The organism is Hydrogenophaga sp. PAMC20947 (genome assembly GCF_004795855.1).
GTDB lineage: Bacteria > Pseudomonadota > Gammaproteobacteria > Burkholderiales > Burkholderiaceae_C > Hydrogenophaga.
Genome location: NZ_CP039252.1, coordinates 1526630 through 1539650 on the forward strand (window position 1 = coordinate 1526630; position 13021 = coordinate 1539650).

At 53.0% G+C, this 13021-nt stretch carries 12 protein-coding genes and 1 pseudogene; 11 read left to right on the forward strand and 2 right to left on the reverse strand.

Annotation, left to right across the window (positions count from 1 at the left end):
• Positions 1-50: 50 nt before the first annotated feature.
• Complete coding sequence (locus tag E5678_RS06765; protein ID WP_136177813.1) at positions 51-374, forward strand: 2Fe-2S iron-sulfur cluster-binding protein; 324 nt, start codon at positions 51-53, stop codon at positions 372-374.
• A 197-nt stretch (positions 375-571) separates the two neighbouring features.
• On the opposite strand, the pseudogene E5678_RS06770 reads toward E5678_RS06765, so the two are convergent.
• A pseudogene (locus tag E5678_RS06770) lies at positions 572-1387 on the reverse strand (transposase).
• A 292-nt stretch (positions 1388-1679) separates the two neighbouring features.
• Between E5678_RS06770 and E5678_RS06775 the strand changes: the two are divergent.
• The 9 genes from E5678_RS06775 to E5678_RS06815 all read left to right on the forward strand — a co-directional run bounded on the left by E5678_RS06775 (position 1680) and on the right by E5678_RS06815 (position 10588).
• On the forward strand, positions 1680-2705 hold the full coding sequence (locus E5678_RS06775; protein WP_210732001.1) for a glycosyltransferase family 2 protein: 1026 nt from the start codon (positions 1680-1682) through the stop codon (positions 2703-2705).
• Entirely contained in the window at positions 2705-4048 is a 1344-nt protein-coding gene (locus E5678_RS06780; protein ID WP_136177814.1) for a hypothetical protein, read from the forward strand. The genes E5678_RS06775 and E5678_RS06780 overlap by 1 nt, the downstream gene beginning before the upstream one ends.
• Before the next feature lie 68 nt (positions 4049-4116).
• On the forward strand, positions 4117-4965 hold the full coding sequence (locus E5678_RS06785; protein ID WP_136177815.1) for a glycosyltransferase family A protein: 849 nt from the start codon (positions 4117-4119) through the stop codon (positions 4963-4965).
• Positions 4966-4976: 11 nt separating this feature from the next.
• Positions 4977-5351, forward strand: a complete 375-nt coding sequence (locus tag E5678_RS06790; RefSeq protein ID WP_136177816.1) for a hypothetical protein — start codon at positions 4977-4979, stop codon at positions 5349-5351.
• Complete coding sequence (locus tag E5678_RS06795) at positions 5351-5980, forward strand: methyltransferase domain-containing protein (protein WP_168708508.1); 630 nt, start codon at positions 5351-5353, stop codon at positions 5978-5980. Before E5678_RS06790 ends, E5678_RS06795 begins: the two co-directional genes overlap by 1 nt.
• Before the next feature lie 456 nt (positions 5981-6436).
• The gene (locus E5678_RS06800; RefSeq protein ID WP_136177818.1) at positions 6437-7801 is read left to right on the forward strand and encodes a DUF2142 domain-containing protein; all 1365 of its coding nucleotides are present in this window, start codon (positions 6437-6439) and stop codon (positions 7799-7801) included.
• Positions 7802-7937: 136 nt separating this feature from the next.
• Positions 7938-8633: a fumarylacetoacetate hydrolase family protein gene (locus E5678_RS06805; protein ID WP_136177819.1), complete on the forward strand. Its 696-nt coding sequence runs from the start codon at positions 7938-7940 to the stop codon at positions 8631-8633.
• Positions 8634-8890: 257 nt separating this feature from the next.
• Complete coding sequence (locus tag E5678_RS06810; protein WP_136177820.1) at positions 8891-9943, forward strand: TRAP transporter substrate-binding protein; 1053 nt, start codon at positions 8891-8893, stop codon at positions 9941-9943.
• A gap of 90 nt (positions 9944-10033) precedes the next feature.
• Positions 10034-10588 (forward strand): NUDIX hydrolase, encoded by a 555-nt coding sequence (locus E5678_RS06815; RefSeq protein WP_136177821.1) that lies wholly within the window; start codon positions 10034-10036, stop codon positions 10586-10588.
• Between the two features lie 150 nt (positions 10589-10738).
• On the opposite strand, the gene E5678_RS06820 is transcribed toward E5678_RS06815, so the two are convergent.
• On the reverse strand, positions 10739-11944 hold the full coding sequence (locus E5678_RS06820) for a PLP-dependent aminotransferase family protein (RefSeq protein WP_136177822.1): 1206 nt from the start codon (positions 11942-11944) through the stop codon (positions 10739-10741).
• A 215-nt stretch (positions 11945-12159) separates the two neighbouring features.
• Between E5678_RS06820 and E5678_RS06825 the strand changes: the two genes are divergently transcribed.
• Positions 12160-12984 carry a PhnD/SsuA/transferrin family substrate-binding protein gene (locus E5678_RS06825; RefSeq protein WP_136177823.1) on the forward strand — a complete coding sequence of 275 codons (825 nt, stop codon included), beginning with the start codon at positions 12160-12162 and terminating at the stop codon, positions 12982-12984.
• Positions 12985-13021 lie beyond the last annotated feature (37 nt).

Here is a 13021-nt window from a genome sequence, read left to right on the forward strand (position 1 = left end):
GCCCAGTGGCCTTATCCTTCAAGAACTTCTTCTGCCGCTCTTTCTCCCACATGATCCATATCCGCTTCATCGCCGCCGACGAGTCGGCCCAAGACATCCAGACCAACCCCGGGCACAGCCTGATGAAAGCCGCAGTCGACGCAGGCGTTCGCGGCATCGAAGCCGACTGCGGCGGCACCCTCACCTGCGCCACCTGCCATGTGATGCTGGACGCCGAAACAGCCGCGCGCTTCCCGGCGGCCGTGCAAGACGAGCGCGACATGCTCGATTTCGCCGCCGCACCGGTGGACAGCGGCAGTCGCCTGAGTTGCCAACTGATGCTCACGCCCGAGATGGACGGCCTGGTGGTGCGTCTTCCCGCGAGACAATACTGATCGCGCGAAGACGTACTTACAGTAACGAATATCAACAACCGATCAGACTGTCCAAATCCAGGAATGGTCTGAACCACACCAGTCGAAACACGTATTGGTGCGTAGTTTTTCAGATGATGGGAATTCCAGCGCTTCGCGCATATGCGGAGGGTCGAACCTGACCCCATTCCCGGCCCCTTGATCGTTTGCGGGTGCACTCACCCCTGTGCCATGCACAAAAGCGGTTTGCACGCCATCCACAAATTGCCCAGGGCAAACAGTGTCAACAGGTTGGCCGTGTTCTTGCCCTCATGGTATTTGCCCCACACAAAGCCAAACTGTCGCTTGAGTGCCCGAAACGGGTGCTCAACCGCGGCACGAATACCGGTCTTGGCCTTATCCAGTTGCTCAAGGACAGCCCGATCGGCGAACTCTTGCCCAACACCCCGAAGCACGAGTCAGCAAAGACGCCGGGGTCCTCGCCATGCAACAGTGCGCGAGCCTGCGAGATGTCGTGCGCGTTGGCAGCCGTGGTGGACACGCTGTGCACCAGGTCCGAATCGGCGTCAGTGCCGATGTGCAGGTTCATCCTGTGGTGGCACTATTTGCCCCTCTTGCTTTGGTGCATCTCCGGGCCGCGTTGCGCCCGATCAATTTCCGGTGAGGCTGGGGGCCGCAATCGGCGTGGCGTAGACTTTGGCCCGTTTTTGCAAACCCAGGTTGTGAGTTTCGAGCCGGAGGCGAAGGAGCAACAGGGTGCGCTCATCGGGCAGCAGGTCTCCTCCCACGTCCAACTCGGCAAACTCACAGAACATGGGCGGATCGATCCGCGCCACGTCCAGGGTCGAGGCCGAGAGGTTGAACCACTGCGGCAAGAAGTGAATGTGCAGCAACGGGGAGACGGTGGAAGCCCACTCTTGGTGCTACGTACCGTTGCGTGCGGCGCAATCAACGCACCAGGTTCATCACCTCAAGGAACTCGCGCTTGTGCTTGCGCTCGAGAACCCGCTCCCACCTAGGCTCATTTGGTTCATTCCATCACGGTCTCACGTCAGGCGCTGGGCGTAGGAATCTTGCAGACCTTCCTTCAGCACCCCGGCTTCTGTTCGAAATCATCGACAAATCCGCCGGACGTCTCCCATGATCAGCGATCAAGCACCCAATGAGATAATCCGTCGGTGCTGGCGCCCCTGTCACTCGCGCCATGATCGCCCCATAGGGCACAACCATCGAAGGACGGGGCAAACTACCGACAGAAATTGATCAATCGGCATTTCACCCGTAGAACTTGAACTTGCTTGGTGAATTTTGATAACTCCTCGCCGCATGACACAACATCAACTGACAAACCTTAAAGCCATGCGAATTGCCGTCGTCATCCCAAGCTACAAAGTCAAAACGCATGTACTTGACGTTATTCACCAGATCGGTCCAGAAGTAGAAAAAATCTACGTGATCGATGATGCCTGCCCCGAAGAGTCGGGGAACTGGGTCCATCAAAATTGCACCGATCAACGGGTCAAGGTTCTGTACAACGCCGTCAACCTAGGCGTTGGCGGTGCTGTGAAGACAGGCTATTTTGCTGCTCTTCTCGATGAAATGGAAATCATCATAAAAATCGACGGTGACGGGCAAATGCAACCCAAACTGATTCCCCTATTTATTCAACCCATTATAGAAAAGCAAGCAGACTACACCAAAGGCAATAGATTTTTTAATCTTGAGCAAATAGGAAGAATGCCAAAACTGAGGATATTTGGCAATGCTGCATTGTCATTTTTATCAAAATTCTCCTCTGGTTACTGGGACATTTTTGATCCCACCAATGGCTATACTGCGATACACGCCAGACTGGTTGAGCAGCTGCCCATGGAAAAAATAAGCAATCGGTATTTTTTCGAAAGCGACATGCTTTTTCGGCTGAACCTTCTCCAAGCCAAGGTTCTGGATATTCCAATGGATTCGCGCTACGAAGGCGAAACATCCAACTTAAAAGTAAGTCAGATTGTTGGTGAATTCATCTCAAAGCACTCAAAAAACTTTTTAAAGAGAATCTTTTACAACTACTTCCTAAGAGATTTTTCAGTGGCATCCGTTGAGTTGGTGGCAGGCATCGCACTGCTGTTTTTTGGCGGCATATTTGGCGCAGCACATTGGGTATCGTCCATGAACAACGCCATACCCAGTAGCCCAGGAACCGTGATGCTTGCAGGCATGTCCGTGCTGGTAGGAATTCAGTTTTTGCTATCATTTTTAAGCTTCGACATACAAAACAAACAGCAATCATCTGTGTGGCCACGACTACAAAACAAGCAGGACAAAAAAATCACAGTGCAGAATAATCCAAAGTGATGACAACTCATCTAAAGCAAGCAATCTCACTTGCATACAAACTATTTGGTTTGGCGCTGATCTTATCAAGTTTGGTATATGGCGTTGTGAATATCACCTCTCACTTCGACAAAGAGTTTCAATCTCCATTTGATGAACTTCAGCATTTTGATTACTGGCAAACAATCTACAGGGATCACAAAATCCCCGAAGTATACGGGAAAATAAAACCCGAAAATATCAAGTCTTATTGCCTAATTGGAAAATCCGGATCTGCCAAGGGAGATTGCGATAATCCCAAACCTAATATAGAAAATACCGCAACAAATTATGCTCCGACATTTTATCTTGCCACGGCAATCATCAGCGCACCTCTTGATGCAATAATACCCACTGACAATGATTTTCATTTGGCCAAATTAAGCGGAATGGCCTGGGGATTCATTTCACTCATCCTTTTATGGGTGCTCGCCTGTGAAATGCGAATCCCCCAACCCATAATCGCCCTGATCATATTTGCCACAGGTCAAAATCCGCAATTTGTATTTGGATCAATTACTTTCAACCAAGAAATCTTTGTGCTGGCAGCATGCACGGCCACCTTGATCCTCTACCTAAAAAAGCTGAAGAGTATTCAATCGTCTTTTAGATTTGCATTCTGGGCCGGAATTGCATCAGCATTTTGCCTGAGCATTAAGCCAACAGCCTTGCTGATCATCATCATCATTGGAACAAGTGAACTCCTGAGTAGCGCGCTCAACACAAAGAAGAAAGCAATTCGGTTGACGATGTACGGCCTATCCACGGGGATGATCTACGTCCTAAGTACAATGATCAGCAATCGTATCCGAGGCACGAATCAAAGCGACGGCCTCATGAGAGATTACATTATCCTACATACGCCATCAGTGGACTTCTCTCAATGGATAAACATTATATGGAGTAGTTTTGAGCGCAGCACAGCCTCATATGGATGGCGAGCATTGGTCGATTACGACATCCCATGGTTATTCCCGCATTTCCACATATTCTTCATTGCATCCTTGCTACTCGCAGTACCTGCCTTCATTATTTCAAAGCTCAAAAATGTACCATGGCCCGCATCCATGAACATTTTCATTGGCAACATGTTGGCTTTTGCCGCTTTACCCATTGCATTATCAGTCTACTGCCAAATAATTGATTTTCCATTCTTCTTTCAACCCCGATATTACACTGTCTACACTTGCCTAGCAGCTGTCACTGCAACTGCATTCTTAGTAGATTTGTTATCACCCGTATCAAGCTTCAGAAAATCATTCTATTTTGCATCCGATCGAGAAAAACCATACAACGAAAGAAAACTTTCAGCTCAAATTCTCTGACGAATGAGAGTTTCGATCAGCGACAAAGACATTTAACGCCTATACTGATTTCTTAGACACAATACAACATGCCTTCCATCCAGGACAGCACAATCTTGACCACCCAAGGTGGAGGCATGAAGAACCGCGATTTCAAGAATCACTGTTTTTTGGTTCCAGCCTACAAGAAATCTCCCTATTTGAGTGCATGCCTCCAGTCCTTGAGCAATCAACGGCACAGTAGCAGCATCGTTATTTCCACATCAACCCCCTTCAAAGGCATAGAGAAACTGGCAGAGGAATACCAGGCAGAACTGTATATTCACACCCCAAACAAGGGTATCGCACATGACTGGAATGCAGGTCTCGAGCAGATTAATTCTGAGTGGGTCACCATTGCCCATCAAGACGATATCTATCTGCCCACATTCACCTCATCTGTATTGGATGCGATATCACAGGCAAAGAACCCATCTTTGGTTTTTACAGATTATGCTGAAATCGTTGAAGATCGGGTGCGAAGCCGGACGCGGCTCCTGCAAATCAAAAAAGCACTGCTGCAGCTGGGATTTTTGGGCCGTAGCGTCATTGGAGATCGCTGGTCCAAAACCAACGTACTGCGCTTCGGAAGTCCGATTCCTTGCCCCTCAGTAACACTCCGAAGCCAGCTGGCAACACCCCATTTTGAACTCGGGTTCAAGCTGAACATGGATTGGGCGGCCTGGTTGCGAAAGGCACAGGAGCCAGGCGAATTTGTGTGGGTCCGTGGTGTGTTGATGCATCATCGCATCCATGAGGACAGTGAAACCTCTGATGGAATTGCAAAGGGATACCGAATTGAGGAGGACTTGGCCATACTCTTGAGAATGTGGCCAAAGCCCATTGCTCATACCATCGCGGCTACCTATGCTATTGCGTACCGAAGCAACGGAAACTGAAATTCAATACCATGCTTACCATAATACTTGTTCTCATTGTGACACTGGTCACTATCGGCAGCCAGCTTATCCTCAAACGCGGGATCGGCGGTGTCGTTGGAGTTCTGCATGCTGATGGTCCGATTGCATTCGTTTGGGCGGCTGCCACATCACCTATTGTCATAACAGCTTTGGCTTTGCAAGGTATCGGATATGTGGTCTGGTGGTTTGTTATTTCACAAGAAAAACTCACGGTCGCATTCGCGATTTCTGGTTCGTTTTTCTATCTTGTGATGGCGGCTGCAAGCTGGTATTTTTACCAAGAGAGGCCCAACCTCCAACAATGGATAGGGTTGTTCCTAATTACTATTGGCGTGCTGTTGGTCAACCTTTACAAAGACGCATAATGGATTCAAAAAAATTGCAATCAAGTAGCCATGCCACCTATGGCCTGAGCTACACCGAGTATCAAGTACAACGAAGCCGCTGGCGCCAAGCAGTTCGTCGTCTGTACCTCAACGCCGCTGTCAAACTCACCAAGGGACCGGCCCTGGATTTTGGTTGCGGCGCAGGGGAACTACTTAAATTGCTACCTGAAGGTTCAGTGGGCGTTGAATACAACCAAAACACTGTGACCTACTGTCAGCAACAAGGACTCAATGTTCACTGGTATGACGGCTTCAAGGATGGATTTTCGCTAACCGATATACCTTGGCGGCATGGGGCCCGCACTCTGTATTTGAGTCACCTTCTAGAGCATTTCGATGATCCTATGAAAATCATGGGCGATTTAATTGAAAGCACCCAGCCTGACATCGAAAGAGTTGTGATCATCTTGCCCGGAAAATCGGGGTTCAAAATCGATCCCACACACCGCACTTTTGTCGATCTCGGGATGATCAAAGAGGCATTGAATCAGCTACCTGAATGGAGTCTGACATATAGACGCTACTTCCCAATCAACCACGAAAGGGCTGGCGACTATTTGGCACACAATGAGCTTCAACTGATAGTCGATCGAACCGGGTTTGCATAACACGGCCTAGCCTTCTCTTGCTAAAAATATATCCATCCCTTTGCATCGTGCACGTGGAAAAAAGCATTTTCATCGCGAGCGTAGTGATCTACGCCATCGGCTATGGCACCCAGGATAACTAGACATATTTCAGGCAGCAACTTTTTCACTGCAAACTCGACTCCTCTAGATTGGTAGTTTTCGCCTTTTCAGCATTCTGACTCATACCAACCCTCACTGAGTCAAACTAAAAAAGCTTCAATTCTACTAGTATTGAATTTTACCCGGATACCACGATCAGTCAGCGAATATTTTTTACAGAAAATGGCAGCCTTGCGAGCGAAAGAGTAATTTTCTTTTTTAACACAAACATCAATTAGAACCCAATTTCACCTCAAAGCCCCGATTAAAACCTAATAAACTTCTATAGCTGCGACCTAGTTTTGTCGAAATTCAATAGAAACAACTTACTTCGACATGACATCAGCCACAATAAAGCGCCTTGAAGAAAGCAAGCTAAGCCACAAGATTGCTGCAGCACTCGCACTCTGGCTTTTCAGTGGTTTTTTGATTTTTTGGACCTTAGTCATTCCACCGTTTCAGAACGCAGATGAAAGCGCTCACTATATAAAAACTTGCGCAAATGTAATTGTAGAAGTTCATCCAATAAGAGGTGGCTTTGGGCACTCATACAATTGGAGCATGAATGAGCTGGCAGAGCTTGCAAAAAGTGGTGAAATACTAAGGCGAACTGACACTTACTCTTGGCGGGATTTTGTATCCAAGCCCATCTATGAGTCAGAACATTGGAGATTCTACCCCAATGCAGTACCAAATACCATTGTTCCATATGCCTTACCGCATATAACCTGCAAACTTCTACAAAAGACATCACTGCCCTATCAGTACATTTTCTACGCAATACGATTGTCATTCGTTTTGTCGTTTGTGGCAATAATTTGGTTGGCCAGAAAAACAAACCAGCACTTATTCGTCGCCTGCGCCCCGCTCCTGATGATACCAATGGTCATCAACCAAGGATCTGCTATAAGCGCCGACTATCTATCGATCGGAGCAGCGATGTTATTCGGCATCACCGCTGCCAGTATGATTGAGGACAAGAATTTCTCTCGTTGGAAACTGGCCATAGCGATCTTCATCCTATGGAACTCAAAAATTGTCTATCTTCCATTTTTCGCAATCATATTGGTGCCACTATTAAAGTGGAAAAATTTTAGGAGTTTCTCTTATCTGGCCCCATCGATTGGGGCGGCCTCAATTGCTGGATCGCTCCAATACTACTACCAAACTTCTAAATCATACTTCGAAGGCAGTATTGAAGCCCAACAACTTCAAATGTCCCGCCTGCTTGATCGACCACTTGAGGTTTTTGATCTACTTATTCACACCATATCCAATGACTGGCTAGGCCTTCTTCAGCAAGGAATCGGCAATGCCGGATGGTTAACAACGCCCATATCTCCACCTGCGATGTGGACTGCGGCAATCACTCTGATAGTTTGGGTATTCTTCGGGCTTCTCAATCTCAGATTTTCCAACAAATGGAGCCTTTCACTACTTGTTTTTGGGATTTTGGCGGTGATAGCGTCTTTCATTGGGATTTTTATGTCAATGTTTTTATTTTGGACTCCCCCATCGAGCAATTCGATCCAGGGAGTGCAAGGGCGATATCTTCTGCCGCTACTTTTCCTCATAACTCCTTTGATTTTGGCAAATAGACCAAGTCATTCAATTAACCCATGGGGTTTAGCAGCCTATTTAATTTTGGCATGCACCTCTATAAGTTTTTTGCTGCTAGATATAATCCCATTTTTTTACTAGAACTTCAGTCGAAGTGACAAGTGTTTATTTCAGTCCAAATTGTGGTGGTCGGTATGGGCCGAGGTGGACTGAGAGTATTCTTCTATAAAGACTCGAACGGCCACCAAAAGGGTCCGAGTCATTTGAACGGAAATCCATGAACTACACATTCTCACCATCGCCCACTGTCTCCGTGCCCGTCTCGGGCCGCAGCGAGCGATTCCCGGTCCACCGCATTTACTGCGTGGGTCGCAACTACGAAGAGCACGCCAAGGAGATGGGTTTCACCGGCCGCGAGCCGCCGTTCTTTTTCCTCAAACCGGCTGATGCCGTCGTGGTCGCCGATGAAGGTCTGACTGCGCCGCTGCCCTACCCCAGCCTCACTGCCAACTTCCACCATGAAATTGAACTGGTGGTCGCCATCGGCCAGGGCGGGCGCAACATCCGCGCCGAAGACGCCGCACAACACATCTTTGGCTACGCCGTGGGCCTGGACATGACGCGACGCGACCTGCAGGGCGAGATGAAAAAGCAGGGCCGCCCCTGGTCCATCGGCAAAGGGTTTGACCACTCGGCCCCCATCGGTGCCATCACACCCGCGGCACAAGCCGGCGACATTGAGCAAGCCGCTCTGTGGCTGCAAGTGAACGGCGAAGACCGCCAGCGCAGCAACGTGTCGCAGCTCATCTGGAACATTGGTGAAATCGTCCAGCACCTCTCTCAGGCCTGGGAGCTGCAGCCGGGAGATCTGATCTACACAGGCACGCCGGCTGGCGTGGCTGCGGTGGTTCGCGGCGATACCCTCAGCGCCGGCGTTGATGGCCTCTGTGGCATTGAACTCAAGGTGGTCTGAAGCGCCCACCGAGCAATGGACGCTCAAGCCGGACCCATTGGGGGTTTACCCGAAGTGATCGGTCTCTATAATTTCACTTAGGTAAATTGATTTCACCCTTCGAAATTTTTACGCCATCGCGCTGTTCCGCTTGAGGGTTTGACCTCTCAACAAAGCGGCGCGCGGCGATTACCTTGTGCACAGTGCCCTGCGGAATCTGCCCCCAGCAGCAGCCGCTCGGAACGCCCTTTCCCTTTCCTTCCAGGAGACGACCCCAGATGATCCAACGCAGAACCCTGATCAAATCCAGTGCAGCCATCGCTCTGGGTGCCCCGGCCCTGGTGGGCTTTGCCCAGCAAAGCGTCACGCTCAAGTTCCACACCTTCATGTCCCCGCAGTCGAATGTGTGGATCAACATGCACAAGGCCTGGATGGACAAGGTCACCAAGGATTCAGGCGGCCGCATCAAGTTCGAAGCCTACCCTGCCATGCAGCTGGGCGGCTCGCCTGTGCAACTGTTCGACCAGGCCAAAGACGGCGTGGTTGATGTGGTCTGGACCTTGCCTGGCAACACCCCTGGCCGCTTCCCCCGCATCGAAGCCTTCGAGCTGCCGTTCATGATGAACAACGCCGAAGCCACCTCGCGTGCGTATTGGGAATATGTGCAGACCGTGGCCAAGGACGAGTTCCGCGACGTGCACCCCATCGCCCTGCAAGTGCATGGCCCTGGCGTCATCCACATGCGCGACAAGCTGGTCAAGACCGCTGCCGATCTGGTCGGCTCCAAGGTGCGCGGCCCAACACGCCAGGTCACCAAGATGCTGGGCCTGCTGGGCGCAACCCCCGTCGGCATGCCCCTGCCAGCCATCACCGACTCGCTCTCCAAGGGTGTGATCGACGGCTGCGTGATCCCCTGGGAAGTGGTCCCCGCGGTCAAGGTGCAAGAGTTGGCCAAATTCCACAGCGAGTTCGACCCTGCGGGCGGCGCCCTCTACACCACCACCTTTGTGATGGCCATGAACAAAGCCAAATACGAGTCTCTCCCGCCCGACCTCAAGGCGGTGATCGATAAAAACTCCGGTCTGGAGACATCGGGCTGGCTGGGCCGGATCCAGCAGCAGGGCGATGCTGCCGGGCGTGAATCGGCCGTCAAACTGGGCAATACCATCTACACCGTGCCCGCCGCAGAAGCCCAGGAATTCAAGCGCAAGGCGCGCCTGGTGGAAGTGGAATGGATGCAAGACATGGACAAGCGCGGCTTCAACGGCAAACAGTTGCTGGACACGGCCCGCAGCCTGATCGCAAAACACGGCAAGATGGTCAAGGGCTGATTGGGATCCTGAGCATCTGCCAGAAATCAAAGGGCTTCTCCGGAAGCCCTTTTTTTCGCCGTCACACGACCACCCCCTTACACTTTGTCCATGCAACGCAGCCCCATCAAATTCTGCCGCGAATGCGGCCAAGCCGTGATCTACCGCCTGCCCGATGACGGCGACACCAAGCCCCGCGCCATCTGCACCAGCTGCCACACGGTCCATTACGAAAACCCGCTCAACGTGGTGGGAACGGTGCCGGTCTGGGGCGAGACAGGCGACCAGGTGCTGCTGTGTCTGCGCAACATCGAACCCCGCAAAGGCAAGTGGACCTTGCCCGCCGGGTTCATGGAGCTGGCGGAAACCACCGCCGAAGGCGCCTTGCGCGAAACGATTGAAGAAGCCGGTGCCCAGATCGAAATGGGCGAGCTGTTCACACTCATGAGCGTGCCCCGCGTGGGGCAGGTACACCTGTATTACCGCGCCCGACTCCTCAGCCCGGTGTTTGACCCCGGGTTCGAAACCGTGGAAGCCCGGCTTTTCACCGAAGATCAGATCCCTTGGGACGAAATCGCCTTTCGAACCGTGCGCGAAACGCTGGAGCGCTACTTCGAAGACCGGCGCCAGGGCCGGTTCGGCTGCCACACGTTTGACATCGCATGACAGGGGCCGCTGCCCTGCCCCGTTTCAACCCCACTGGCATTCAAAGCGGGAGCATGGCGAGAGGCCGCTGACACGGCAGCAGCCCGGCAAGGCCGAACAACGCATTCAGTGCGCTGAAGGCGCTTCGTTTTCAGGCGCTACAGCCTGAAATCAGGCCTGCTGCAGCGAAGCGCCCAGGCGCTGGATACCCTCTTCGATTTTGTCCAGCCCCACGGTCGCAAAGCTCAGACGCAGGGTTGAGAGATCCGGGTTGCTGGCGTAAAACGGTGCGCCCGGCACAAACGCCACGTTGTTTTCAATCGCGCGTTTGGCCAGTTCAGCGCCATCGGTGAGCAAGCCAGTCTGGCCTGTCAGTCGGGCCCAGATAAATAGACCCCCCGCAGGCTGCACGAATTCAACGGCTGCGCCCAGCTCTCGTCGCAGGGCCTCGCCCATGGCACGGGCGCGCTCGGCGTAAACCTTGCGCACCCGCTCCAGCGTGCCCTGCATGCGGCCCGACTTCAGATAGTGGGCCGCCGTGGCTTGGGCGAAGGTGCTGGTGTGGGCATCGCTGAACTGTTTGCACATGGTCGCTTTGCTCAGGAGTTCGGCCGGCCCTACCATCCAGCCCACGCGCAGGCCTGGGCTGAGCACCTTGCTGAGTGAACCGCAATGCACCAGCAACTCACGGCTACCAGGCACCGATGCGCTCAGCGCCAACAGGCTGGGGGGAGGAGGCGCGTCAAAGTACAAATCGCCATAGGGATCGTCTTCCACGATCAGCGTCTGGTGCTTCACGGCCATGGCCAACACTTTGCGGCGACGCTCTTCCGGCAGCAAGGCACCACTGGGGTTGCCAAAGGTGGGGATCAGGTAAACGAACTTGGGGTGGTGCTCTTCGATCAGGCGCTCCAAGGCATCGGTCTGCACACCGTCGCCATCAACGGGCGCGCTGATCAGCTCGGCACCATAGAGCTTGAAACACTGGATGGTGGCAAGAAAGGTGGGGCCTTCGACGATCACCTTGTCGCCGGGAGAAATCAGGGTTTTGCCCAGCAAGTCCAGCGCCTGCTGGCTGCCGGTGGTCACGATGAGCTGTTCGGGCGCCAAATCGGTGCAACCCTTGTTGCCCATGAAGCGGGCGATCTCTTCGCGCAAGGGCTGGTAGCCTTCGGTCGCGCCGTACTGCAGCGCCGCACCGGGCTCATGGGTCAGCGCCGCGTTGGCGGCGATCCGGATGCCGTCTACGTCGAACAAGGCGCTGTCGGGAAAGCCGCCCGCGAAGCTGATGATGCCGGGTTTGCCCAGCAGCTTGAACAGCTCACGGATGGCTGAGGTTTCGACATTGTTGAGGCGGTCGGCAAAGGCAATCGGCATGGCGGGTCCGTATAGAAAGGGTGGTGTGTCTGACGATGTTAGACCAACTCCAGGCCCAGCCGCGTCACACAGGGCGGACCGGCCAGCGAAACACACCTTTCATCGCCCCCCCCGTGCCGCACAGCCAGTTCGCACCACGGCACACGCCGAGGGGACTTGCCGCTGACACAAAGATCACCAAGAATGAACTCAAAACAACCCGTAACCATATAAGCATGAGACAGTTTTTCACGCCGCTGGCGATTTCATTGGCCTTGGTGCTGAGCGCTTTGGCGCCGTCAGCCTCGGCCCGCGATCTGATTTTGGCGATCAGCGAAGGCTCATCGGGCGGCACCGACCACGCCCGGGTGATTTCCAAATACCAAGGGCTGGCTGACGTCATCGGCCGCAGCATCAACAAAAACGTGGCGGTCATCTTCATCCGGGAGTTCTCGGCGCTCGAAGACGGGCTCACGCAAAAGCGGTTTGACCTGGCGATGGCCCGCCCCAGCGACTACCCGGCACGCGCCATCCGGGACCATGGCTATCAGTATGTCGCCTCGGGCAAGCCCGACGGGCAGTGTTTCATCATTGTTCCCAAGCGCTCAACGCTCACCAGCCTGTCCCAGATCAAGGGCAAACGGATGGTGATGCCCAACCCGGCCGCCTACATGACCAAGCTTTGTACGGCCGAGCTGAAGCGCCAGGGCATCGACCTCGAACAGGAAGATGTGAAGCGGGTCAAGGAACAAGGGGCTGTGGCCTTTTTCCTTGAAAACAGTTTTGCCGATGTCGGCGGCGTGGCGTCGTATTCCGGTGTGGCCAAAAGCTGGGAAGCCAAGGGCCACCGTGTGCTGCACAAGAGCGAGCCTCAACCCTACTTTCCCTTGATCGCCAGCAACGCACTGTCCACGGCAGAGGTCGCTGCCATCCAGCAAAGCCTGCGCAAGCTGCCCGATTCGCCGGCCGGGCAAAAGGTGCTAGACACCATAGAGCTGCAAGCCTTTGATACCGGCAGCGAACAGCGGCTGGCCAAACTGCTGCTCTGGCTGGGTCTTTGAACCGGCCCACCCAGCTCAACGTCTGGTTCAAGGCGCC

What these genes read in the sequence shown, in the direction of transcription:
- E5678_RS06795 (WP_168708508.1), top strand. Translation starts at nt 5,351, where the DNA reads ATGGATTCAAAAAAATTGCAATCAAGTAGCCATGCCACCTATGGCCTG.
- E5678_RS06820 (WP_136177822.1), bottom strand. Translation starts at nt 11,944, where the DNA reads ATGCCGATTGCCTTTGCCGACCGCCTCAACAATGTCGAAACCTCAGCC.
- E5678_RS06765 (WP_136177813.1), top strand. Translation starts at nt 51, where the DNA reads ATGATCCATATCCGCTTCATCGCCGCCGACGAGTCGGCCCAAGACATC.
- E5678_RS06780 (WP_136177814.1), top strand. Translation starts at nt 2,705, where the DNA reads ATGACAACTCATCTAAAGCAAGCAATCTCACTTGCATACAAACTATTT.
- E5678_RS06775 (WP_210732001.1), top strand. Translation starts at nt 1,680, where the DNA reads ATGACACAACATCAACTGACAAACCTTAAAGCCATGCGAATTGCCGTC.
- E5678_RS06800 (WP_136177818.1), top strand. Translation starts at nt 6,437, where the DNA reads ATGACATCAGCCACAATAAAGCGCCTTGAAGAAAGCAAGCTAAGCCAC.
- E5678_RS06785 (WP_136177815.1), top strand. Translation starts at nt 4,117, where the DNA reads ATGCCTTCCATCCAGGACAGCACAATCTTGACCACCCAAGGTGGAGGC.
- E5678_RS06790 (WP_136177816.1), top strand. Translation starts at nt 4,977, where the DNA reads ATGCTTACCATAATACTTGTTCTCATTGTGACACTGGTCACTATCGGC.
- E5678_RS06805 (WP_136177819.1), top strand. Translation starts at nt 7,938, where the DNA reads ATGAACTACACATTCTCACCATCGCCCACTGTCTCCGTGCCCGTCTCG.
- E5678_RS06810 (WP_136177820.1), top strand. Translation starts at nt 8,891, where the DNA reads ATGATCCAACGCAGAACCCTGATCAAATCCAGTGCAGCCATCGCTCTG.
- E5678_RS06815 (WP_136177821.1), top strand. Translation starts at nt 10,034, where the DNA reads ATGCAACGCAGCCCCATCAAATTCTGCCGCGAATGCGGCCAAGCCGTG.
- E5678_RS06825 (WP_136177823.1), top strand. Translation starts at nt 12,160, where the DNA reads ATGAGACAGTTTTTCACGCCGCTGGCGATTTCATTGGCCTTGGTGCTG.